Here is a 21,140-nt window from a genome sequence, read left to right as displayed (position 1 = left end):
GCCGGCCCTCCCACCCCTCGAAGGACCCGACATGCATCGCCGTACCGCCCTCTCCGCCATAGCCGCGGCCGCCCTCCTCGCGGTCACCGGCTGCTCCGCCGACTCCACGGCCGCCACGGAGGACGGCACCACGACCGTCACCCTCGCCCTGGACTGGACGCCCAACACCAACCACACCGGCATCTATGTCGCCCAGGCCAAGGGCTGGTTCAAGGCCGCCGGGATCAACGTGAAGATCGTGCCCTACGGTTCGACCGCGCCCGAGACGCTGATCGCCAACCACAAAGCGGACTTCGGCATTTCGTACCAAGAGGGCGTCACCACCGCCCGCGCGGCCGGCCAGGACATCACCTCCGTCTACGCGGTGACGCAGAAGACCGACGTGACGATCGCCGTGCGTGCCGACCGCGACGACATCACCTCGCCGAAGGACCTCGACGGCAAGACGTACGCCGGTTTCGGCGCCCCGTACGAGAAGCCGCTGCTGCAGAAGGTGATCCAGAACGCGGGCGGCAAGGGCGACTTCAAGCAGGTCACTCTCAACACCTCGGCGTACGCGGCGCTTTACGCCGGCAAGGCCGACTTCGCGATGCCGATGCCGACCTGGGAAGGTCTGGAGGCGAAGCTGAACGGCAAGCCGCTGAAGAACTTCCAGCTCTCCGACTACGGCTTCCCGGCGATCTACTCGACCCTCGTCGCGTCCTCGGACCAGTTCCTGAAGAAGAACCCGGAGGTCGCGAAGAAGTTCCTGGCCGCGGTCGACAAGGGCTACCGCTACGCCGCCGAACACCCCTCCCAGGCAGCCGACTTGCTCATCTCCACCAACAAGAGCGTCCTCACCAACACCAAGCTGGTGAAGGAGAGCGAGGCGCTGCTGGCCAAGGAGTACTACAAGGGCACGGACGGTTCGATCGGCACGCAGAGCGCCGCGCGCTGGCAGGCCTTCGCGGACTTCGAGTACAAGGCGGGCCTGCTGGTCGACGCGAACGGCAAGAAGCTGACGTCGGCCCCGAAGGCGTCGACGTTCTTCACCAACGCCTATCTCCCGGACGCCAAGTGAGGCCGCTCCTGCGGTCGTTGTGGCCGCCGCTCCTCGTCCTGACCGTGGTCCTCGGCGGCTGGCAGCTGTATGTCACCGCCGCCGGCGTCGATCCCACGACTCTCCCCTCCCCCGCACGGGTAGTGGAGCAGGGCTGGTTGAACCGCCAGGACCTGTGGGACCAGACGCTCCCCACCCTCCAGGAGACCCTGCTCGGCTTCGCGCTGTCGTTCGCGGCGGCCTGGCTGGTCGCCGTCCTCCTCGACTTCTCCTCGGCGGCCCGCCGCGGCCTGTACCCGCTGCTCGTCGCCTCGCAGACCATCCCGATCGTGGCCGTGGCACCGCTGTTGATCATCTGGTTCGGCTTCGGGCTGCTGCCGAAGATGCTGGTGGTGACCCTGACGACGTTCTTCCCGCTCGCCGCCAACCTCGCCGCCGGCTTCGCGGCGACCGACCGCGAGGCGATGCGGCTGCTGCGCTCCCTGGGCGCGGGCAGGTGGCGGACGTTCCGCCTGGTCCGGGTGCCGAGCGCGATGCCGTACTTCTTCGCCGGGCTGCGCGTGAGCATCACCTACGCCGTCGTCGGCGCCGTCTTCGCCGAGTACGCGGGCGCGGAGGCGGGCCTCGGGATCTATATGCAGGCGCAGAAGAGCGCGTTCCGCACGGACTTGGTGTTCGCGGCGGTCGCGGTGACGGCCGCGCTGAGCACCGCCCTGTTCGGGGCGACCTATCTGCTGCAACGGCTGGTCCTGCCGTGGGAGCGGGCGTTGAAGGAGGACAAGGCGTCATGAGCAGTCTTCGTATCGAGGGCGTCGGCAAGTCCTTCGGGCGGTTGGAGGTTCTGCGGGGCCTCCAACTCGCCGTGGAGCCCGGCGAGTTCGCGGCCGTCATCGGCCCTAGCGGCAGCGGCAAGAGCACCCTCTTCAACCTGGTCTCCGGGCTGGACCGGCCCACGACCGGCCGGGTCCTGGTGGAGGGCGAACCGGCCGGGGTGGAGTCGGGCAAGGTCGCCTACATGCCGCAGAAGGATCTCCTCTTCCCGTGGCGGACCGTCCTCGACAACACGGCACTGGGCCTTGAGGCACAGGGAGTCGGGAAGAAGGAGGCACGGCGACGAGCCGACGCGCTGTTCCCCGACTTCGGCCTCGACGGTTTCCAGAAGGCCTACCCGTCCCAACTCAGCGGCGGTATGCGGCAACGAGCGGCCCTGCTGCGCACGGTTGTTCTGGAGCGACCGGTCCTGCTGCTCGACGAACCGTTCGGCGCGCTCGACTCCCTCACCCGCACCGAGATGCAGCTGTGGCTGGCCGGCATGTGGCAGCGGCACCGCTGGACCGTGGTCCTGGTCACCCACGACATCCGCGAGGCGGTCCTGCTCGCCGACACCGTCCACGTCCTGTCCCCCCGCCCGGCCACGATCGTCGACCGCGTCGAGGTGCCGCTGGCCCGCCCACGCGGCGCCGACGACTTCACGAACCCGGACTTCGCGACGACCGAGCGCCGCGTCCTGGACGCCCTGCGCGGCACAACGGCGGTGCGGACAGCGTGAGTTCACACCTCGCCCACGGCCTGGGCACCGACCCGGTCGAACCCGACTGGCCACCCCTGACGGACACCGAGGTCACGGACATCGTCGGCCCGGCCCGGGTGGTGTGGCGCAGCCCGCGCCCTCTGTCAGCGGCGGCCGTCGTGGAACGGTCCAACCGCCGCCTCTTCGTGAAACGCCACCACACCTCCGTCCGCACGGCAGAGGGCCTGGCCGAGGAACACACTTTCCTACGACACCTGCGGCTGCGCGGCGCCCCGGTCGTCGAGGTGTTGGACGCTGCGACGCGCGGCGAGTGGACCTACGAGGTGCACTCGGCCGGAGTCGGCACCGACCTCTACCGCGACGCCCTGTCCTGGTCCCCGTTCCGCTCCCCCGCCCACGCGAGGGCGGCCGGCGAAGCGCTGGCCCGCCTGCACCTGGCGGCGGAGGGCTTCGACGCACCGCGCCGTCAAGTGCAGCCGCTGGTCGCGTCGTTCACGGTGTTCGCCTCGGACGACCCGCGGGCGGAGCTGGAGCGCTACGTCGAGGAGCGCCCCCAACTGGCAGAGGGGCTCGCGGACTTCCCCTGGCGGGAGGACACGCGACGCGCTCTGCTCCCGCTGTACGAGCAACTGGCCCCGCACCTCCCGGGTCTCGCCCCTCTCTGGACCCACAACGACTGGCACGCCTCCAACCTCCTCTGGAACGAGGACGGTTCGGTCGCGACAGCCCTCGACTTCGGCATGTCCGACCGCACGACAGCCGTCCACGACCTGGCCACGGCCATCGAACGCAACACCGTCCAGTGGCTCCAGCCCGGCTTCCCGGTCCGCGAGGCGGACGCGCTCGCGCTCCTCGACGGCTACCAGTTCGTACGACCACTCAGCCCCACTGAGTCGAAGGCACTCCCCGCACTACTCCCGCTGGTCCACGCCGAGTTCGCGCTCTCCGAGCTGGGCTACTTCCACGGCGTGACGCGATCGGCGGAGAACACCCGGCTGGCCTACGAGTATTACGCGGGGCACGCGGAGTGGTTCGCCGGGGAGAGCGGGCGTCGCCTGCTGGACCTGTGCGGTGCTAGCGGGGCAGCAGTTCGCGGGTGAAGACGACGCGGGGTCGGCCCGGGCCGTCGTAATCCTCCACGATGTGCGCGTCGAAGCCGAGGGCTCGGTGGAAGGCGATCGAACCCTCGTTGGTGACCGAGGTGATGGCCTTGAGGCGGACCGCGCCCTGCCGTGCGGCGGCCTCGATGAAGGCCGCGTAGAGGCTGCGACCGAGGCCGAGGCCGCGTGCGTCGTCCCGGGTCGCCACCAGGTGCACGTACCCGAGGCGATCAGGCGTGACGAACCCGAAGAGATACCCCCGGATGCCGTCGTCGGAGCGGGCGGCCAGACAGGTGGACCCGAACTCCTGCACCAGCGCGGTGAGATGGAGCGCGCGAAGGTCACGCTCTCCCCAGTAGCGTGCGTGGTCCGCCAGGACCTGGTGGAGGTCGGTGACATCGGCGGGTTCGATACGGACGTCCATGGCATCGATCATGGCAGGGAGCCGTACGGAGTCGAGAAGGAGATGGGACATGATCACGGGTTACGTTCTCGGTGAGAGCCTGCGCGCAGGTGCCGTGTTCGCGCCGCACGGCCTGCGCATCCGTAAGGTCGAGCGGATCGACGTGTCCGCGAGCGCCACCGCCGGGCAGCCCGCCCTCTGGACACTCGTCGAGTGGGAGGCCGAGGACGATGCTGCCGCCGGCCCGATCGCCGAGGCGCTCGCGGACGCGTTGGAGCCCGCCAACGGCTGGTACGCGGACTTCACGGTGGGGGACGAGAGGGTGGTCGTCTTTGCCGGTCGCGTGTTCCGGTACCGGCGCAGCGATGAAACGGCCCGCGCCGAAGCCGTCGCGTACGGGCGGTCGGTGGGGACCCCGGAGCATCAGCTCGACTGGGAGGAGTGACCCCGGCGGCTCCATTCCTGGGCGAGGAGTTCGTACGAGCGGACCCGGTCCGTGTGATCGTGGGTGATGGTCGTGATGAGCAACTCGTCGGCTCCCGTGGCCCCTTGGAGTTGTTCCAGTTGGTCGGCGACCCGGCCGGGCGAGCCGACGAACTGGGTGTCGACGCGGTCCTGGACCAGCTCGCGGTCCTCGTCGGTCCAGACGTGGGCGCGTGCCTCGTCGGGGGTGGGGAACTGGATGGCGCCCTCGGCCGTACGGATGGAGCGCACCCACAGGCCGTAGCCGGCGGCGAGTTCGCGTGCCGTCTCGTCGTCCTCGGCGACGACGACGTCCGCGGAGACGGTGACGTACGGCTTGTCGAGGGCGTCGGAGGGCTGGAACGCGGCGCGGTAACCGTCCGCCGCCTCAAGGACGGTGGCCGGGCTGACGTGGTAATTCGCCGCGAAACGAAGGCCGTTGCGGCCCGCGACCTCGGCGCTGGTGCCACCGCTGCTGCCCAGGATCCACACCTCGACGTCGGCACCCTCGCCCGGCACGACGTGCGCCTCGATGCCCTCCGGGGAACGGTAGGTGCCGGCCAGCAGCGCGAGGACGTCGTCGATCTGGTCGCCGTAGTCCTGGGACTTGGCGTCGGGTAGCAGAAGCAGTTTGCGCTGAAGGGCGATTCTGGGTGAGCCGAGGAGGCGTTCGAAGGAGAAACGGGGCGGGATGCGCAGGCCGTTGGGAGCCTTGCCGTCGACGACCGGGGTCGCCGTCGGGAGTGGGGGCGTCGGTCGGCCGCCGGAGCGGCCCAGGCCCAGGTCGAAGCGGCCGGGGTGCAGTGCGTCGATCAGGCCGAACTCCTCGACCGTGGACAGCGCGGTGCGGTGGCCGAGTTGTACGGCGCCTGAGCCGAGCCGGATCGTGGAGGTCGCGGAAGCCGTCAGCGCCAGGACCACCGCGGGGGACGTGCCCGCGACGCCCGGGTTGAGGTGGTGCTCGGCGAACCAGTAGCGGGTGTAGCCGAACTCCTCGGCCCGCTGGGCGAGTTCGATGGAGTTGCGCAGGGCTTCGGGCGCGGTGGAGCCGGAGGAGATCGGGACCAGGTCGAGGACGCCGAGAGGGATGGACATGTGCTCGCTCACTCCTCAGCGGTCGGCGGGCGCGGGCTCGGGCAGGACCGGTCCCCAGTCGAAGGGCGGGTCCGGAATGTCCTTGCGCAGCACGGGAGTCACGGCCGACTGGAACAGTTCGAGCGAATCCTTGTGCTGACGATCCGTCAATCCGCCGGCGTCCGCGTGGAGATGGAGCACGGTGTGGCCGAACTGCGCGTGGTAGCGGTGCACCTTGTCGATGACCTGCTGCGGGCTGCCGATGAGCGCGGAGCTGCGCTCGACGTAGTCCTCCAGGGTCTCGAAGACGATCGGCAGGCCCACCTGCTTCTGGAAGGCGAGGTTGCTCTCGAAGATCGGCCGGTAGACGGCCAGCGCCTCCTGGGTCGTCGGAGCGACGTAGAGGCCGGCCGTGCCCGCGCCCACCGCGATGTCCGCCGGGTCGTGGCCGTAGTGCTCCCAGCGCGCACGGTAGTAGCGGATCAACTCGGCATACGGCTCTATGGGGTTGGTGACGTTCGCCGAGAACAGCGGGTCGCCGTAGCGGGCGGCGAGGTCGACGCTCTCCTTGCTGGTGGCGCTGCCGTGCCAGACCCGGATGGGGTGTTGGTACGGCCGCGGCCACACCTCCGCGTCCTTCAGTTCGGGGCGGAAGCGGGTCTTCGCCGTCACCTTGTCCTGGCGCCAGAGCTGCCGGAACACCTCGTAGCTCTCGGCGTTGCGCTCCCACTGGTCCTCGGGCGTGACGTGGAACAGCTCGCGCTGGGCGGTGCCGTTGCCCTTGCCGATGATCAAGTCGAGGCGTCCGCCGGAGAGATGGTCCAGGGTCGCGTAGTCCTCGTAGGCGCGGACCGGGTCCAGCAGGCTCAGGGTGGTGACGGCGGTGAAGAGGCGGATGCGGCGGGTGAGTGCGGCGATGTGACTGAGGACCACCGTCGGCGAGGAGGAGATGAAGGGCCGCTCGTGCCGCTCCCCCACGCCGAAGCCGTCGAAGCCCAACTCCTCGGCGAGCAGGGCGTTGTCGAGGACCTCGCGAAAGCGCTCGTGCGTCGACTTCTGTACGCCCGTGACCGGGTCGGGGCGGTGGACGATGAGGGTGATCGCGAGGAACTTCACGATGCCGCCCGTTCCTCGCGCGCGTCGTCGGGGTGGGCGAGGCCGAGGTGGTCGCGCAGGGTCGGGCCCTCGTACTCGGTGCGGAAGACGCCCTGTTCCTGGAGGAGCGGGACGACCTTGTCGGCGAACGGGTCGAGGCCGGTCGGGGTGATGTGCGGGACGAGGATGAAGCCGTCGCTGGCGTCGGCCTGCACGAAGTCGTTGATGGTCTTCGCGACCGTGGACGGGGAGCCGATGAAGGCCTGCCGGTTGCCGGTCTCGATGACCAGGTCGCGGATGGACCAGCCGTTCGCCTCCGCCCGGTCACGCCATTCGCGGGCGGTCGCCAACGGGTCGCGGTACATGCGGACTTGGGCCCGGCCCTTGGAGATGTGGTTGTCGCTGACGTCCGGGTCGATGTCGGGCAGCGGGCCGTCCGGGTCGTAGGACGACAGGTCCCGGTTCCAGACGAACTCCAGGTGCTTGATCGCCGTGGCGCCACTGACCTGCTGGCGGCGGACCTCCTTCGCCAGGTCCTCAGCCTCGGCGTCGGTGTCGCCGAGGACGAAGGTCGCGGCCGGGAGGATCAGCAACTGGTCCGACCTGCGACCGTACTTGGCGAGGCGGGACTTGACGTCGGTGTAGAAGGCCTGGCCCTCGGTGAGGGTGCTGTACCGGCTGAAGATGGCGTCCGCGCTGGACGCGGCGAACTCGCGGCCCTCGTCCGAGTCGCCCGCCTGGAAGATCACGGGGCGGCCCTGCGGGGAGCGCGGGACGTTGAACTGGCCGTGGATGTCGAAGTGTTGACCCTGGTGGACGAAGGCGCCGGCCTTGGCATCGCTCAGGAAGGTGCCGGTCGCCTGGTCGGCGACGACCTCGTCGCCGTGCCAGGAGTCGAAGAGCTCATGCGTCGTGGCGAGGAACTCCTTGGCCCGGGAGTAGCGCTCGTCCTGCGGCAGGAAGCCGCCGCGGCGGAAGTTCTCACCGGTGAACGCGTCCCAGGAGGTGACGACGTTCCAGGCCGCGCGGCCGTCGGAGAGGTGGTCGAGGCTGGCGAACTGGCGGGCCACCTCGTAGGGCTCGTTGAACGTGGAGTTGATGGTGCCGGTCAGGCCGAGGTGTTCGGTGACGGCGGCGAGCGCGGCGAGGATCGTGAAGGTGTCGGGGCGGCCGACGACGTCCAAGTCGTAGATCTTTCCGCCCTGTTCGCGCAGCCGCAGCCCTTCGGCGAGGAAGAGGAAGTCGAACTTGGCGCGCTCGGCGGTCCGTGCGAAGTGCGCGAAGGAGCTGAACTCGATATGGCTGCCGGCCGCGGGGTCGCTCCACACGGTGGTGTTGTTGACGCCGGGGAAGTGGGCGGCCAGGTGGATCTGCTTCAGGGGCTTGCTCATGTCGTACGGTCCCTCCGGCTCAGGCGGTGGCTGCGGCAGCGGCGTAGCGGTTGGCGGGGCGGGCGAGCCCCAGCAGTCCGCGCAGGGTGTCGGCCTCGTAGGCCTGGCGGAAGGCGCCCCGGCGCTGGAGTTCGGGGACCAGGCCCTGGGTGATCGCCGGGAGGTCGTGCCCTGCGACGGCGGGCCGCAGCCGGAAGCCGGTCAGGCCTGCGGCTTGCAACTCCTGGAGCAGGTCGGCGAGTTGGGCGGGCGTACCGGTGAAGATGCGGGCGTCACTGGTGTACGGCTCCCCCGCGAGGGCGTCGAGGCGCTCGCGGCGGGCCACCGCCGTGGCCTCGTCGTCGTCGAGGAAGACCACCAAGTCGCCGAAGATGTGCAGGAGTTCGTCGGCGCGGCCCGCGGTCTGCTGCTCGGCGCGGATCTCCGCGACGATTGCGCGGGCGTCGTCGGTGTCGTGCGGCGTGACGTAGCCGACGTCGGTGGCGCGGGCGACCAGCCGGTACGGGATGGTCTGGTGGGCCAGCGAGCTGACGATCGGCTGGCCCTGCGGCGGCCGGGGTGTGATGGAGGGGCCCTTGACGCTGAAGTGCCGGCCCTCGAAGTCGACGTAGTGCAGCTTGTCGCGGTCGACGAAGCGGCCGGTGGCGATGTCCCGGATCTCGGCGTCGTCCTCCCAGCTGTCCCAGAGGCGGCGCACGACCTCGATGTAGTCGGCGGCCTCGTCGAAGTGCTCGGCGAGGCGCTCCTGTCCGGCCTCGGTGCGCAGGCCCTCCAGGCTGATCGGCGGGAAGGTGCGGCGACCGAAGTGGGCGGCCTCGTGCGGGCGGGCGGAGAGCTGCACGCGCAGGCCAGCGCGGCCGGTGCTGACGTAGTCGAGGGTGGCGATCGCCTTGGATATGTGGAACGGCTCTGTATGCGTGGACACCACCGTCGGAACCAGACCTATGTGGCTGGTGAGCGGTGCGATACGGGCCGCGATGAGGACGGCGTCGAGGCGGCCGCGGACCTGGTCGGTGCGCCCGTCCAGTTCGCCGTAGTGCGAGGACTGGAGGCCGAGGCCGTCCTCGAAGGTCACGAAGTCGAGCAGGCCGCGCTCCGCCTCGGCGACCAGGTCGGCCCAGTACCCGGCGGTGAACAGGTCCCGGGGCCGGGCCACCGGCTCGCGCCAGGAGGCCGGGTGCCAGCCGGTGCCGTCGAGGGCGACGGCGAGATGCAGGGGGGTGGAGCTGGTTGGGGACACAGTGGTGCCTTCCTGGAGATCCGTACGAGATCGCCGGACCGTTCAATGACGGATACGGCGGCTGGGGCAACGGGTCAGGAGCAACAGAGCGCGCCGGCCGTGCGCAGCAGGTCGATGTGGGGCCGCGTGGTGAGACGCACATGGACGATGGACGCGCCACACATGTGCTCCACCTCCACGGAATCCGGCTTCATAAGGGGCAACGGCACGGCTATGCCGTTTCTTCCGGATCGGCGGCGGCAATCGGGCCGGTGTGCCGGACGAGCGAGAAGACCGTACGGGCGCGCAGCGTGAAGCCGATCGACTCGTACAGCCGGATGGCGTTCGTGTTGCCGGCCGCCGCGTGCAGGAAGGGATGCTCGCCGCGTTCCTTGATGCCGGCGGCGACCGCGCGGACCAGGCGGGTGGCCAGGCCCCGGCCGCGGTGGGCGGGGTCGGTGCACACGGCGCTGATCTCGGTCCAGCCGGGCGGGTGGAGGCGTTCGCCGGCCAGGGCGATCAGGCGGCCTTCGTGCCGGATGCCGAGATAAGTGCCCAGTTCGACGGTGCGAGGCAGGTAGGGGCCGGGTTCGGTACGGGCGACCAGGTCGAGGATCTCGGGTACGTCGTCCAGGCCGAGGCGTACGGCTTCGGGGTCGGGCTCCGCCCGCAGCCCGGTGTCCACGAGTTGGACACCCTGTCCGCTGCGGACGATCTCCCAGCCGTCCGGGGTCTCGCTCACCCCGCGCACCGCGGCGGTGCCGCCGGGGCCGACGAGGGTGGCCAGGTCGGCCCAGGCGCGTGGGTCGTCGTTGTCGGTGATGGCGTTGAAGCCGGCCACGTCGGCGGGGTAGCGGGCGGCGCGGCCGACGCGCTCGGCGAAGTGGGCGTGCGGGCCGGTGAGCGCGGCCCAGGCGGGGTTGTCCAGAACGTGGGACGTGGAGGTGGTGGTTTCGATACTGGCGGTGGAAGACATCGGGTGACGGCTCCGGTACTGGTCGTACGGGCGGGGACCCCGCCGTGACGCGGCGGGGTCCCCTTGCGGAGAGGGTGGGTCAGGAGTCGCTGAGCGGCAGTCCGGGCGGGTTGACCTCGGACTTGGCGACGGCCTCGTTGGAGAGGTTCCAGGCGGCCAGCCACTTGGCGTACTGCCCGTTCTTGATCAGGTAGTTGATGGCGTCCGCGAGGGGCTTGGCGAGTCCGCTGTCCTTCTTGGCGGTGGCTGCGATCAGGCCCTGGAGGGAGGATCCGGCGCCGGAGTAGGTGCCGGCGTTGCGGACCGCCTTCGCCGTGCCCTTGGTCGAGGAGACCTGGTAGGCGACCGAGGGGTTCGGGGCGAGGTAGGCGTCGATCTTCCCGGAGGCCAGCGCGAGGTAGGTGCTGTTGTTGTCCTGGAAGTACTTGACGGTGAGCGCCTTCTTGCCTTCGGCGGCCAGCTTCTTCTTCCACTCCAGGAGGATCCGCTCCTGGTTGGTGCCCGCGCCCACGGCGACGGTCTTGCCGGCGAGGTTCTCGTAATCGCCGTCGAAGTTCCAGGAGTTGCTCGCCTTCACCGCGAAGCCGAGGTTGTCCTCCCGGTAGGAGGCGAACTCGTACTTCGCCTTGCGCTCCTCGGTGTCGGTGACGTTGGAGAAGGCGACGTCGACCTTGCCGCTGTCCAGGCCGATGAAGAGGTTCTCCCAAGTGGAGTTCTTCAGCTCTGGTTTGAGACCGAGGACGGCGGCGACCAGGCGGGCGATGTCGGTCTCGGAGCCGGTGAGGGTCTTCTGGTCGGAGCCGACGTAGCCGAGCGGCGGGGACCCTGCGGGCAGGAAGCCGACGCCGATCTCCAACGTGCCGCTCTTCGCTACGGACTTGGGCAACTCGGCGCTGATCGACTTCACTTCGGCGACCTTGAGCGTCGCCTCCTTGGCGGCACCGTTGGAGAGTGCGCCCACGGTGACCGTGCCGGACGCGGCACTGCCGGAGGTGGTGGCCGCGTCGCTGTCGCCGCCGCAGGCCGCGAGCCCGCCGGCGAGGGAGGCGAGGACGGTTCCCGCGGTGAGGCCGCGAGTGATTCTGCCGCGAAGGCTGGGAGTGGGCATGGCTGTTCCTAGGCTCGGTGTTGAGGGCTGCTGAAGGTGGAAGTGCGGGCTTCTGAAGCGGCACGTGCGAGTGGGGCTCAGAGGACCTTGCTGAGGAAGTCCCTTGTCCGTTCGTGCTGTGGCTTGTCGAGGACCTCGTGGGGCGGTCCTTGCTCGACGATCTTTCCGCCGTCGATGAAGACGACCCGGTCGGCGACCTCGCGGGCGAAGCCGATCTCGTGGGTGACGATGACGAGGGTGGTGCCGCTGGTCGCCAAGTCCTTGATGACGGCGAGGACTTCGCCGACGAGTTCGGGGTCGAGGGCGGAGGTGGGCTCGTCGAAGAGGATGACGCCGGGGCGCAGGGCGAGGGCGCGCGCGATGGCCACGCGCTGCTGCTGGCCGCCGGAGAGCTGCCTCGGGTAGGCGCCGGTCTTCTCGGCGAGCCCGACGCGGCCGAGCAACTCCCTTGCCAGGTCCAGGGCTTCGGGCTTGCCGAGCCTGCCGGTGGCGACCGGGGCGGCGGCGACGTTGTCGAGGACGGTCAGGTGCGGGAAGAGGTTGAAGTTCTGGAAGACGAACCCGATCCGGCTGCGCTGCGCGAGGATGGCCCGCTCGCTCAACTCCTTGAGCCGTCCGCCCTGTTGCCGTACTCCGATCAGCTCGCCGTTGACGCTGACGTAGCCGATCTCGGGCTTCTCCAGGTGGTTGATGACCCGCAGCAGCGTGGATTTGCCGGAGCCGGACGGGCCGAGGATCACGGTGACCTCGCCGGGCCGTACGGTCAGGTCGACGCCGTCCAACACCCGGTGCGCGCCGTACCACTTGTGCACGTCGTGCACCTCTACGGCGGCGGGTGTGATGTCCGCCAGCGGTTCGACGGTGTTCGCGGTCATACGGCGGCCTCCCTGCGGATGCGGGCCCGCAGGGCGGTGACACCCGTGCGGAGTTTCTGGATCGGGGTCGGCGGCAGGGAGCGGGTGGCGCCCCGGGCGTAGTGCCGCTCGACGTAGAACTGGATGACGGACACGACGCTGGTGAGGATCAGGTACCAGACGGTGACGACCAGGAGCAGCGGCACGATGTCGCCGGGGTAGGTGGAGCCCATCGTCTGCGCGGAGCCGAACAGGTCGAGCAGCGAGACGTAGAAGACCAGTGAGGTGCTCTTGATCAGGCCGATCAGCTGGTTGACGTAGTTCGGGGTGATGGAGCGCAGCGCCTGCGGGAAGACGATTCTGCGGAACTGGTAGCCCTTGGGGAGGCCGAGGGCGGAGGCCGCCTCGTGCTGGCCCTGGTCGACGGAGAGGATGCCACCGCGGACCACTTCCGCCGCGTAGGCCGCCTCGTTGAGGCTGAGGCCGACGACGGCGACGGCCATGTCGGTGGCCAGCTTCGACTCGTCGAAGGAGAAGAAGGCGGGGCCGAAGGGGACGCCGATACTGAGTGTCTGGTACAGGGCGCTGAAGTTGTAGAGGAAGATCAGCACGACGATGAGCGGGATCGAGCGCAGTGCCCACACATAGGTCCAGCTCGTCGCGCGCAGCACGGGGCTCCTGGAGAGCCGGGCCAGGGCGAGCAGGATGCCGCCGAGGAGGCCCAACACCGCGCTCAGGGCGGCCACTTCGAGGGTGATGACGAGTCCGTCGAGGATCGTCGGGCGCAGGAACCAGTAGCCGAATCGGTCCCACTGGTAGAAGGGGTTGGTCGCCAGGCCGTGGACGACCTGGGCGACCAGCACCAGAACGACCAGGGTGACGATCCACCGGCCGGGCCGGCGCAGCGGCTGAACTCGCTGTGCTGTCAGGGGTTTTGACGGGACGTCGGTGGACGGGGCGTCGGCCAGGGACACGGTGGCGCCTGGGGGTTCAGTCATGGAGGGCTCCGGCGGGAGAGGGAACACCCCGGACCGCGGCACCTGGGCGTGACGGAAGAGACGCTCACGGCGAGGAACGCACGGACCGGGGGCTGGAATGACCAACGGGAAGAGCTGGGAAACTCTTGGGCGAAGTCGTCAGCCTCGACAGCGGGCACAGCCCGGTGCGGTACACAGTGCGCTGTTGACGCGCAGAAGATCGACGGCGCGGTTCTCGACGAGCGGCTTCGCGTACGGCAGTACGCAGCCGTGGAAGCGGCACGTGGCCGTCCTCGAAGCTGCGTACATGTCCGTCACCGTTGCCGTTCCGGCCCCGATGGGCCTCGCGATCACTGAAGCGGTAGTAAGTCAGGTGCTTGTTCGAATGTCAACGACGGTCCACCAGGTGGACAGCCCCGGAAGCCTCTCAGCTGCGGCAAGCTCCCGTTCCGTCCGCCGCGTGGGCCGCCCAGTCCAGGATCTGGACAGCCGCGCCGGCGGCCTCCAGGCCCCGGCAGTGGGCGTGGTGACGGCGGGCGATGCCGTCGAGGTCGAGGTGGGTGCCGAAGGCCGGGTGGGCGGCCAGCCGGCGGGCGTAGGCCCACAGGTGCGGGTGGTCGGCGATGCGCTGCACGGCGGCGGCGTCCAGGTGGTTGCGGTGCACGGTGTCGAGCTGCACCAGCGACACCCACAACTCGACGTCGGCGGCGGTGAGTTCGTCGCGGATCATGTGCTCGCGGCCGTCCAGCCACCGGTCCAGCGAACCCAGCGTCTCCAGCAGCCGGCCGACCGCCTCGTCGCGCTCCTCCTGCTCGACACCGGCCGCGCCGGCACGCTGCGCCGCGTCCTCGATGCCTTCCGCGCACAGCCGCTCGACGGCCTCGATCTCCGACTCGGCGCCGCACGGGTACAGCTGGGGCCCGCCCTCGCCGAAGTGCCGGGCGAGGTCGCGCATGATGTCGGGGGCGTGGGTGCTGACGATCCGGCCGGACCAGTCGTCGCTGAGCACCGGCGCGGCAGCCGGTCCGGAGTAGCGGTGCGCGCTCGCCTCGTAGAGCGGGCGCAGCGCGGAGTGTCCACCACTCGGACAGTCGGGCACGGCGGACAGAAACACGGCCGGACAGCTCTCGTCGAGGCCGAGCAGGCTGTGGGTGACGGCGATGCGCAGGCCGTCGGCGCAGGCGGTGGACAGATGGAGGCGGTAGCGGCGCGGCACGGCGTAGTGCCCGCTGCGCGCGTCGCGGCCGATCCGGCCCCGGAACGTGGGGGCGGACCGGGGTGCGGGGACGGCGGCGAGAGGCGTGCTGGACATGGGACTCCCCGGGTACGGGCGCGTGGACGTACGCGCGGCGGAAGCGTCGTCGAGCGGAGGACGGGGGCTCAGCGCGGGGGGTTCATCGCGCTGCAGACCCGCAGCAGGTCGATGTGACGGCGGGAGGTCAGAAGAGGCGAACGGCCCACGCGACGAGTGGTGACCGGCTCAAGCCCCATGTTTCCCTACCTGTTCACTAGGATTCCCTACTGGAGTGTCGATCCGCCGCGACCCGGGGTCAAGAGGGCGTCCACGGACCGGGCACCGACCGCCCGCCCCGTGGACACCCGGCGCCGCTACTTCGCGTACATCAGCGTGCCGAAGCCGAGCTGGTCGTAGCCGCCGCTGTCGGTGCCGTAGTCACCTCCCCCGCCCTCGGGCGCGACAAGGTTGTAGTACATGGCCGAGATGTACTTGTCGTCGAGGCCGATGCGCCGGTTGTAGTGGAAGTGGAGCATCGCCCACACCGGGCGGATCTGGCCGCGCGAGGCGGCGGAGATCACCGTCTGGGACGACTGGGCGCAGCTCTGCCCGGTGCCCCAGGTGTACGTGGTGAAGGGCACGTCACTGCCGATGTTGTACTTCGCGACGTACTGGGCGGCCTTCATGAAGCGGCGGCTGTCGTACGAGTACAGGTCGTCGCCCTGGTTCCAGGCCATCTCGCAGATCGCGCCCATCTGGCCCATCCCCATGACCGTGTGGCCTTGGTCGCGGCCCGACTCCTGCCACTGGCCCAGCGCGTAGCCGTCCGAGTCGGTGTACAGATACGGCACGGCGTGCGCGATGGACCCGTTGCCCGCACCGGACTTGAAGTACGTGACGGCCTGGTCGTACTTGGCGCTGTCCTCGTTGAGGATCCCGATGGCCAGGATCGACGCCATGTTGCACAGGTCCCAGTTGGCCCAGTAGTTGGTGATGCAGGCGTCGTTGTGGTTGGTCAGGAAGCTGTTGTTGAGGGGATAGAAGACGTTCGCCAGCATCTGCTGCGCGGCGGCCAGATTGAAGCCGCTGTAGTCCCGCATCAGCTCGCAGGCGTTGGCGAACTGCCAGCCGTAGAGGCCGGCCGCGAGGAACCGGTCGGCGTTTCCGGTGACCGAAGTCAGCGTCGACGACCAGGCGTTGAGGATGTTCGCGGCGCACACGGCGTTCGCCTCGGTGCCGCCGACCTTCCAGCGCAGGGCGTTCTGGTAGGCGGCGGCGATGTCGTTGTACAGCAGGCTGTAGTTCTGTCCCGTGCCGCCTCGGATGATCGTCGCCGTCGCCCGGTTCGTCCAGGTCGACTGGGAGTGGGAGTTGGCGGTCAGCCTGTTCCAGCCGGACAGCCAGGGGTCGGTTCCCGCCGCGACCCTGACCTTGGCGCGGTTGATGTCGCCGGCGTTGTGCAGCATGCCGGGGTGGGTGAACGTGGCCGGGGCCGCCTGCGCGGCGGTGGCCACGGTGGCGCCGCCCAGGGCGACGGCTGCGGTGAGACCGCCGGCGGTCTTCAGAAGACCGCGGCGGCTCAACTCTGTTCTGCGGAGGTGCTCGTGGGGGGACGTGCGGCTCATTGCGGTGCATCTCCAATCCATGAAGGATCAGGTGGGCGTGATGCTCACCTCGTCGAACTCGGCGGTGCAGCGGACCAGTTGACTGCGCGAGCAGACCACCAGCCCGACGTGGTAGGGGGCGTCACCGAAGCCGGGGATCTCTCCGTCGGCGAGGGGGGTCCAGGTGACACCGTCATCGGTGGACAGGGCGGCACTGAAGGCGGTCCCGACGCGCTTCAGCCGCAGCAGGGCGGGGAGGGTGACAGCGGCTCCGCCGGTGAAGGCGGAGGCACCGGCCACGGTCTTGCGGAGCATGAGCTGGGCGGTGGTCCCGCCGGTGACGATCGCTCCGGCGGCCTGGTCGAACGGCGACAGCGACTTCGCCATGAGCAGCCCGACCCGGTCGGCGGTCACACCACTGCGGGAGACGAGCCGCGCGACGACCTCACAGTCACCGCTGACGGGCCGTCGTACGAACTGCCCTGTCATTCCTTGGCCGTTGGCATTGAGATCGACGCCCGCGCCGCGCACGGTGAAGGTCCCGCCGGCGTACGACGTGCTTCCCGGCGTGGTGATCGCCACCACGCCCAGCGTCCCGAAGGCACGGTCGTCGAGCACGGTGTCGCCGAGATCGCCGTATATCCACGGCGCGGGCGGCGCGGTGCCGACCGTGAGGGCGAGGGTGCCGGTCGCGGTTCCGGAGGCGTTGGCGGCGGTCGTCGCGACCGCGAACTCGCCTGTCTCCGTGGGGGTTCCGGAGACCAGGCCGGTGCGCGCGTCGACGCTGAGGCCGCGGGGCAGCCCGTCGGCGGTGAACCGTACGGGCTCGTGCGAGGCGCGCAGCAGATACCGGAAGGCCGCACCCTGGTTCGTGAACGCGGCCGTCGTGGAGGTGAGTTGGGGTGGTGTCGGGTTCGGCATCACGGCCTGCGCCGGCGTCGAACGCGGCCCGCGTCCACCGGCGTTGGTCTTCGCGACCGTGTAGTGGTACGTCGCTCCCGGAGTCCCCGTCGCATCGGTGTACCGGATGCGGGTGCCGAAGCCGACCGGGCCGACGCGGGTGGCGAGCGTCTTGTACGGTCCCCCGGTGCGCGTGGCACGCAGCACCGTGTACTCAGCGGAGAGGTCCGGGTCGGTCCAAGCCAACTCGACGGCGTCGGCGCCGGTTTGGGCCCGCAGGTCGGTGGCGGTACGGGCCGGGCGGGGTACGCACCAGACCGTACCGGACGAGGAGGTCACACTGACGTTGTCGAAGGCGCCGGTGCCGGTCTCGGCGTAGTCCTCGTCGACGCCCAGACAGGAGGTGAGGGCGAGCCCGGCGTATGCGGTGCGCCCCAACTCGACCTCGGTAGCGCCAACTTCGGTCCAGTGGATGCCGTCCGGGGAGATGGCGCCGGTGCAGCGTGCGCCCTTCCGGGTCACCCGCACCCAGTAGGGCTTCCGCAGCCGGTAGCCGTCGCCCGCGCCTTCCACGTATGGCGCCTCAAGCGGTGTCGCCGACTCGGGCAACGTGCCGAGGCTGGAGATCGGGAAGGCGGCGTTCACCGTGATCGCCTGCTGCTGGGAGGGTGGTACGGGAGTGCTGCCGGTCGCGGAGATCTCCGCACCGGTCGACGGACGTGCCGTCCACACCCCGCTCCAGGTGTGCAGCGGCAGCCCCTGGATCAGCATCGATGCGTGCGCCGCGTCCGCGCCGAGGGAGGCCCGGACGGTGACGCCGATCTTCGAGTACTGCGAGCTGAGCGGCCACACGATCCGCGCGGTGATCGTGCCGTCGCCGCGCAGTGGAAGGTGGACGAGACGGTAGGTGTCGGCGGTGCCGCTCGCCTCCAGGACGAAGCGCTCACCGTCGAAGGCGGCGGAACCGGGGATCTTCACGTCCCCCACGTCCCGGGTCGACCAGGGCGAGGGAAGACCGGCGGAGGCGGCAGCCCATGATGAACTGCCGCTTCCACCAAGGGCGTTGGAGGCCGTAACCGTGTAGTAATAGGTCCGTCCCGTGTGCACGTTCCGGTCGGTGTACGTCGGCCGGTCGACGCCGGACGTGATCTTCTCGTAGCGGCCGTCCACGTCGGTCGCGCGTAGGACCGTGTAGGAGTCGGCCCACGTCGACGGCAGCCAACTCACCGTCACAGAGCCGTCGTTGCCGGTCGCCGTGACGCCGGCCGGTGGTGTCGGCACGGTGGACGCGGGGGTCGTAGCACCCGCGTAGGCGAAGGTGCCCCAGCTCGGCAGGTCGTCGTTGCTGCCCTCGATGACGCGGGTGCCGCCGGTGCCGCGGAAGACCGCGCTCTTCGTGTACGAGGTGTCCAGGCCACGCACACCGGCGTAATGGGCGTACGCCATCTCGTAGATGGGCGGCAGGGCGCCGCGTGACGTGGCCGAGACGGACAGCTTGATGTACTTGCCGGTGCGGTCGAGATCGGGGACGAAGGGGACGTCGCCGCCGAGGTTGTAGCGGGCGGCGTACTCGACGTTGGCGAGGATGCGGTTGTCGTCGAAACCCCAGAGGTCGACGCCCTGGTTCCAGGCGACCTGCGCGGCGTCGGCCAACAGGCCTACCGCGAGCTGCTCGTGGCCCTGGTCCCGGCCGGACTCCTGGCCCTGGCCGGCGTCGGTGACGATGCGGTGGAGGACGCTGCCGTTGCCGGCGCCGGCCGCGGCGAAGCGGAGCGCGTCGTGGAAGAGGGTGGGTTCTTCGCAGAACACGCCTATGGCCAGCAGGGATTGAAGGGACGTCAGGTCCCAATTGCCGTTGGCGTAGAGCATGTAGCAGGACAGGGCGGGATACCAGACGCGGAGGAAGGACTCCTCGCAGCGGGCGATGTCGGCGGCACTCCAGCCGTCGTAGCCGGTGTGGCGGAGCAGTTCGGCGGCGTTGACGAACTTGAAGGCCTGGAGACCGGCGCCGAGGGGGCCGTCGGCTCCGGTGATGGCGGTGAGGGAAGTGGACCAGGCGTTGAGGATGTCGCGGGCCTTGTCGGCGTGCGCGGTGTCTCCGGTGACGGACCAGATGAGGGCGTTCTGGTAGGCGGCGGCCGAGTCGGCGACGGCCTGGTTCTGGTAGTTGGCGGGACCGCGGCCCCAGGTGGTGATCTGGCCGGTGTTCTGCACGGCGTACGAGGCGGAGGAGCGGGCGTGGGCGGCGAGCGCCAAGTAGCCGTCGTAGACCGGGGATTGCTTGGTGGCGACCGCCGCCTTCATGCGGGCGAGGTCATCGGCCGTGTGCAGCAGACCGGGGTGGGTGAAAGCCGCGGTGCTGTTCTCGGCGGCCCGAGCGGTGCCGGGCACGAGCAGTCCGTTCGCACCCGATGCCAGGAGGAGAGCCGCGGTGCCGCCAAGGAAGCCCCGGCGGCTAAGCGAACCCGATGTATTCGACTGCGGCTCGGCAGCAGCGCCCCAAAGGGGCGCGGGGCTGTGTTCATCAGCGGCTCCGCCGCGGGGCGCGACCAGCCACGACGCCGCCGCAGCCGACCGACAGCCCTTCCCCGCACTTCCAGCGGAGCCAGGTGCGGGGGTCGTCATGACGCCGCGGCCGCCTCGGCCTCGGCGGTGGTGAGGAACTTCAGGTTGGTGACGTGCTCGTTGTAGAACCACTGGATCTCGTCGGTGGTGTAGTACCAGCTCGGCTTCTTCATCGAGTCGGCGACGACCAGCCCGTTGATCACCAGGTTCTCGAACGTGACGTTGTTGATGGCGTGTTCGGCGTCGTAGCCGAGGAAGAGCGACGGGTTGGCGTGGGTGCCCGTGTAGCTGAGGTTCTTGACGTAGACGCCGTCGATGCCGCGGCCGACCGAGGTGTTGTACTTCGTGTTGAACATGACCTTCATGTAAATGACCTGGCCCCAGCGGAAGTCCTCGATCCGGACGTCCTCGATGCGCACGTTCTTGATCAGGTTGGAGTCGCCGGGGTTGAGGGCGATGCAGCCCTGGTAGTTCATCTGGGGTTCGCGGTGGTCGAGGATGTCGATGTTCTTGATGACGAGGTTCTCGATCGTCTCGGGGGCGTCGGAGTTGCCGTGCGTGCCCACGTTGATCGGGTGGGCGACGTCGGCCCACAGGGTGCAGTTCTTGACGGTGATGTCGCGGGTGTCGCCGTAGTAGTCCCAGCGGTGGCAGTAAATGGCGATGCAGTCGTCGGAGTTGCGCATGAAGCAGCCGTCGAAGGTGATCCCGGTCGAGGAGAAGACGTCGAAGCCGTCGCCGTTGCCCTTCGAACTGAACGCGCGTGCCTTGGTGACGTGGACGTTCTCGCTCTCGCCGAACGTGCCCGCGTAGCCTGCCGGGTTGAGGATGATGACGTCCTCGATGCGGATGTTCTTGCTGCCCTCGCTGAGGATGGCGCCGCCGGGGTTGTTGTAGAGCACCCCGCGCCCGATCAGGCGGGACTTCTCCACGTCCTTGAAGTAGATCTGCGCGGTGAGGACGGCGCCGCCCGCGAGGTAGACGGTCTTGCCACTCGGGACGGTGAGGACGTTGCCGGTGACGGTGTGGACGCCGGGGCCGAAGTAGAGGACGTCCGGGTCGTCGGCGGACGGGACGTGGTGCTCGACGCGGTTGGTGATCAGGTGCAGGGCGTCGAATATCTCGTCGTTGATCTGGACGACGACGTCCTTGGGCTCGTCGAGGGTGAACCGCAGGGTGTCACCGAGGAGTTCGGGCGTGATGCCCAGCGCGTCCGGTCTCACCCTGGCCTTGGTGGTGCCGCCCCTGAGGTACGTCACCTCGATCTCGACCGAGCCGTCGAAGTCGAAGTACGCCATCGACGAGTTGTAGACCTTGCCCGACCCGGTGGAGGCGTTGATCTCCTCGAACTGCGGCCGGTAGATGTCGAGGGTCTGCCAGATGCCCTGCGGCGTGCTTCGGACCCGTACCTGGAAGCTGGTGTTGGTCGGCATGGTCGTCGGGCGCGGGTAAGTGACCAGCTCGGGGCGGGAGTTGTGGTCGCCGGAGGCGTGGGCCGCCGTCGCGGTCAGGCCGGAGAGGCCGGCGGCGAGCGCGGTGGCACCGGCCGCCTGGAGGGCCGTACGACGGGACAGGGGTGTGTTCATGGTGCGACTCCTTGCAACAGAC

General features: G+C 69.5%; 20 protein-coding genes. 5 read left to right on the top strand and 15 right to left on the bottom strand.

All coding sequences use genetic code 11. The annotated features are described in order from the left end of the window. Nucleotides 1-31: 31 nt before the first annotated feature. The 4 genes from AC31A1_RS03675 to AC31A1_RS03660 are packed head-to-tail and all read left to right on the top strand — an operon-like array spanning nt 32 to nt 3,670. Nucleotides 32-1,060, top strand: a complete 1,029-nt coding sequence (locus AC31A1_RS03675; RefSeq protein WP_489651792.1) for an ABC transporter substrate-binding protein — start codon at nt 32-34, stop codon at nt 1,058-1,060. Further along, nucleotides 1,057-1,830: an ABC transporter permease gene (locus AC31A1_RS03670; protein WP_489651791.1), complete on the top strand. Its 774-nt coding sequence runs from the start codon at nt 1,057-1,059 to the stop codon at nt 1,828-1,830. The genes AC31A1_RS03675 and AC31A1_RS03670 overlap by 4 nt, the downstream gene beginning before the upstream one ends. Then, nucleotides 1,827-2,588 (top strand): ABC transporter ATP-binding protein, encoded by a 762-nt coding sequence (locus AC31A1_RS03665; protein ID WP_489651790.1) that lies wholly within the window; start codon nt 1,827-1,829, stop codon nt 2,586-2,588. Before AC31A1_RS03670 ends, AC31A1_RS03665 begins: the two co-directional genes overlap by 4 nt. Beyond that, nucleotides 2,585-3,670 (top strand): phosphotransferase enzyme family protein, encoded by a 1,086-nt coding sequence (locus tag AC31A1_RS03660; RefSeq protein WP_489651789.1) that lies wholly within the window; start codon nt 2,585-2,587, stop codon nt 3,668-3,670. The genes AC31A1_RS03665 and AC31A1_RS03660 overlap by 4 nt, the downstream gene beginning before the upstream one ends. On the opposite strand, the gene AC31A1_RS03655 is transcribed toward AC31A1_RS03660, so the two are convergent. After that, the gene (locus tag AC31A1_RS03655; protein WP_489651799.1) at nt 3,645-4,094 is read right to left on the bottom strand and encodes a GNAT family N-acetyltransferase; all 450 of its coding nucleotides are present in this window, start codon (nt 4,092-4,094) and stop codon (nt 3,645-3,647) included. The genes AC31A1_RS03660 and AC31A1_RS03655 overlap by 26 nt on opposite strands. A gap of 49 nt (nt 4,095-4,143) precedes the next feature. Between AC31A1_RS03655 and AC31A1_RS03650 the strand changes: the two genes are divergently transcribed. Further along, nucleotides 4,144-4,518: a hypothetical protein gene (locus AC31A1_RS03650; RefSeq protein WP_489651788.1), complete on the top strand. Its 375-nt coding sequence runs from the start codon at nt 4,144-4,146 to the stop codon at nt 4,516-4,518. On the opposite strand, the gene AC31A1_RS03645 is transcribed toward AC31A1_RS03650, so the two are convergent. The 14 genes from AC31A1_RS03645 to AC31A1_RS03580 all read right to left on the bottom strand — a co-directional run bounded on the left by AC31A1_RS03645 (nt 4,497) and on the right by AC31A1_RS03580 (nt 21,118). Beyond that, a complete protein-coding gene (locus tag AC31A1_RS03645) occupies nt 4,497-5,630 on the bottom strand; it encodes an LLM class flavin-dependent oxidoreductase (protein ID WP_489651787.1) in 1,134 nt (377 codons plus the stop codon). The genes AC31A1_RS03650 and AC31A1_RS03645 overlap by 22 nt on opposite strands. Before the next feature lie 15 nt (nt 5,631-5,645). After that, on the bottom strand, nt 5,646-6,725 hold the full coding sequence (locus tag AC31A1_RS03640) for an LLM class flavin-dependent oxidoreductase (RefSeq protein WP_489651786.1): 1,080 nt from the start codon (nt 6,723-6,725) through the stop codon (nt 5,646-5,648). Further along, complete coding sequence (locus AC31A1_RS03635) at nt 6,722-8,095, bottom strand: NtaA/DmoA family FMN-dependent monooxygenase (RefSeq protein WP_489651785.1); 1,374 nt, start codon at nt 8,093-8,095, stop codon at nt 6,722-6,724. Before AC31A1_RS03635 ends, AC31A1_RS03640 begins: the two co-directional genes overlap by 4 nt. Before the next feature lie 19 nt (nt 8,096-8,114). After that, a complete protein-coding gene (locus AC31A1_RS03630; RefSeq protein ID WP_489651784.1) occupies nt 8,115-9,335 on the bottom strand; it encodes an LLM class flavin-dependent oxidoreductase in 1,221 nt (406 codons plus the stop codon). Nucleotides 9,336-9,409: 74 nt separating this feature from the next. Continuing rightward, nucleotides 9,410-9,499 carry a putative leader peptide gene (locus AC31A1_RS03625; protein WP_403586951.1) on the bottom strand — a complete coding sequence of 30 codons (90 nt, stop codon included), beginning with the start codon at nt 9,497-9,499 and terminating at the stop codon, nt 9,410-9,412. Between the two features lie 47 nt (nt 9,500-9,546). Beyond that, nucleotides 9,547-10,290: a GNAT family N-acetyltransferase gene (locus AC31A1_RS03620; RefSeq protein WP_489651783.1), complete on the bottom strand. Its 744-nt coding sequence runs from the start codon at nt 10,288-10,290 to the stop codon at nt 9,547-9,549. 79 nt (nt 10,291-10,369) lie between these two features. After that, complete coding sequence (locus tag AC31A1_RS03615) at nt 10,370-11,398, bottom strand: ABC transporter substrate-binding protein (RefSeq protein WP_489651782.1); 1,029 nt, start codon at nt 11,396-11,398, stop codon at nt 10,370-10,372. Nucleotides 11,399-11,475: 77 nt separating this feature from the next. Further along, nucleotides 11,476-12,273 (bottom strand): amino acid ABC transporter ATP-binding protein, encoded by a 798-nt coding sequence (locus AC31A1_RS03610; RefSeq protein ID WP_489651781.1) that lies wholly within the window; start codon nt 12,271-12,273, stop codon nt 11,476-11,478. Then, entirely contained in the window at nt 12,270-13,250 is a 981-nt protein-coding gene (locus AC31A1_RS03605) for an amino acid ABC transporter permease (protein ID WP_489651780.1), read from the bottom strand. Before AC31A1_RS03605 ends, AC31A1_RS03610 begins: the two co-directional genes overlap by 4 nt. A gap of 406 nt (nt 13,251-13,656) precedes the next feature. Beyond that, on the bottom strand, nt 13,657-14,541 hold the full coding sequence (locus AC31A1_RS03600) for a glutathione S-transferase C-terminal domain-containing protein (RefSeq protein ID WP_489651779.1): 885 nt from the start codon (nt 14,539-14,541) through the stop codon (nt 13,657-13,659). Between the two features lie 68 nt (nt 14,542-14,609). Further along, entirely contained in the window at nt 14,610-14,720 is a 111-nt protein-coding gene (locus AC31A1_RS03595; protein ID WP_489651778.1) for a putative leader peptide, read from the bottom strand. A gap of 117 nt (nt 14,721-14,837) precedes the next feature. Then, nucleotides 14,838-16,088, bottom strand: a complete 1,251-nt coding sequence (locus AC31A1_RS03590; RefSeq protein WP_489651777.1) for an alginate lyase family protein — start codon at nt 16,086-16,088, stop codon at nt 14,838-14,840. Between the two features lie 27 nt (nt 16,089-16,115). Next, nucleotides 16,116-19,358 (bottom strand): alginate lyase family protein, encoded by a 3,243-nt coding sequence (locus tag AC31A1_RS03585; RefSeq protein ID WP_489651776.1) that lies wholly within the window; start codon nt 19,356-19,358, stop codon nt 16,116-16,118. A 230-nt stretch (nt 19,359-19,588) separates the two neighbouring features. Next, a complete protein-coding gene (locus AC31A1_RS03580; protein ID WP_489651775.1) occupies nt 19,589-21,118 on the bottom strand; it encodes a glycosyl hydrolase family 28 protein in 1,530 nt (509 codons plus the stop codon). Nucleotides 21,119-21,140 lie beyond the last annotated feature (22 nt).

It is taken from the genome of Streptomyces sp. P5F9, from assembly GCF_057961495.1.
Note: the sequence above shows the minus strand (reverse complement) of the source record. Positions and strands in the feature narration are given on the sequence as shown.

Coding starts and splice junctions, on each gene's coding strand:
- AC31A1_RS03675 (WP_489651792.1), top strand. CDS start 32: ATGCATCGCCGTACCGCCCTCTCCGCCATAGCCGCGGCCGCCCTCCTC.
- AC31A1_RS03665 (WP_489651790.1), top strand. CDS start 1,827: ATGAGCAGTCTTCGTATCGAGGGCGTCGGCAAGTCCTTCGGGCGGTTG.
- AC31A1_RS03655 (WP_489651799.1), bottom strand. CDS start 4,094: ATGGACGTCCGTATCGAACCCGCCGATGTCACCGACCTCCACCAGGTC.
- AC31A1_RS03650 (WP_489651788.1), top strand. CDS start 4,144: ATGATCACGGGTTACGTTCTCGGTGAGAGCCTGCGCGCAGGTGCCGTG.
- AC31A1_RS03645 (WP_489651787.1), bottom strand. CDS start 5,630: ATGTCCATCCCTCTCGGCGTCCTCGACCTGGTCCCGATCTCCTCCGGC.
- AC31A1_RS03635 (WP_489651785.1), bottom strand. CDS start 8,095: ATGAGCAAGCCCCTGAAGCAGATCCACCTGGCCGCCCACTTCCCCGGC.
- AC31A1_RS03625 (WP_403586951.1), bottom strand. CDS start 9,499: ATGTGTGGCGCGTCCATCGTCCATGTGCGTCTCACCACGCGGCCCCAC.
- AC31A1_RS03620 (WP_489651783.1), bottom strand. CDS start 10,290: ATGTCTTCCACCGCCAGTATCGAAACCACCACCTCCACGTCCCACGTT.
- AC31A1_RS03615 (WP_489651782.1), bottom strand. CDS start 11,398: ATGCCCACTCCCAGCCTTCGCGGCAGAATCACTCGCGGCCTCACCGCG.
- AC31A1_RS03610 (WP_489651781.1), bottom strand. CDS start 12,273: ATGACCGCGAACACCGTCGAACCGCTGGCGGACATCACACCCGCCGCC.
- AC31A1_RS03605 (WP_489651780.1), bottom strand. CDS start 13,250: ATGACTGAACCCCCAGGCGCCACCGTGTCCCTGGCCGACGCCCCGTCC.
- AC31A1_RS03600 (WP_489651779.1), bottom strand. CDS start 14,541: ATGTCCAGCACGCCTCTCGCCGCCGTCCCCGCACCCCGGTCCGCCCCC.
- AC31A1_RS03595 (WP_489651778.1), bottom strand. CDS start 14,720: ATGGGGCTTGAGCCGGTCACCACTCGTCGCGTGGGCCGTTCGCCTCTT.
- AC31A1_RS03590 (WP_489651777.1), bottom strand. CDS start 16,088: ATGAGCCGCACGTCCCCCCACGAGCACCTCCGCAGAACAGAGTTGAGC.
- AC31A1_RS03580 (WP_489651775.1), bottom strand. CDS start 21,118: ATGAACACACCCCTGTCCCGTCGTACGGCCCTCCAGGCGGCCGGTGCC.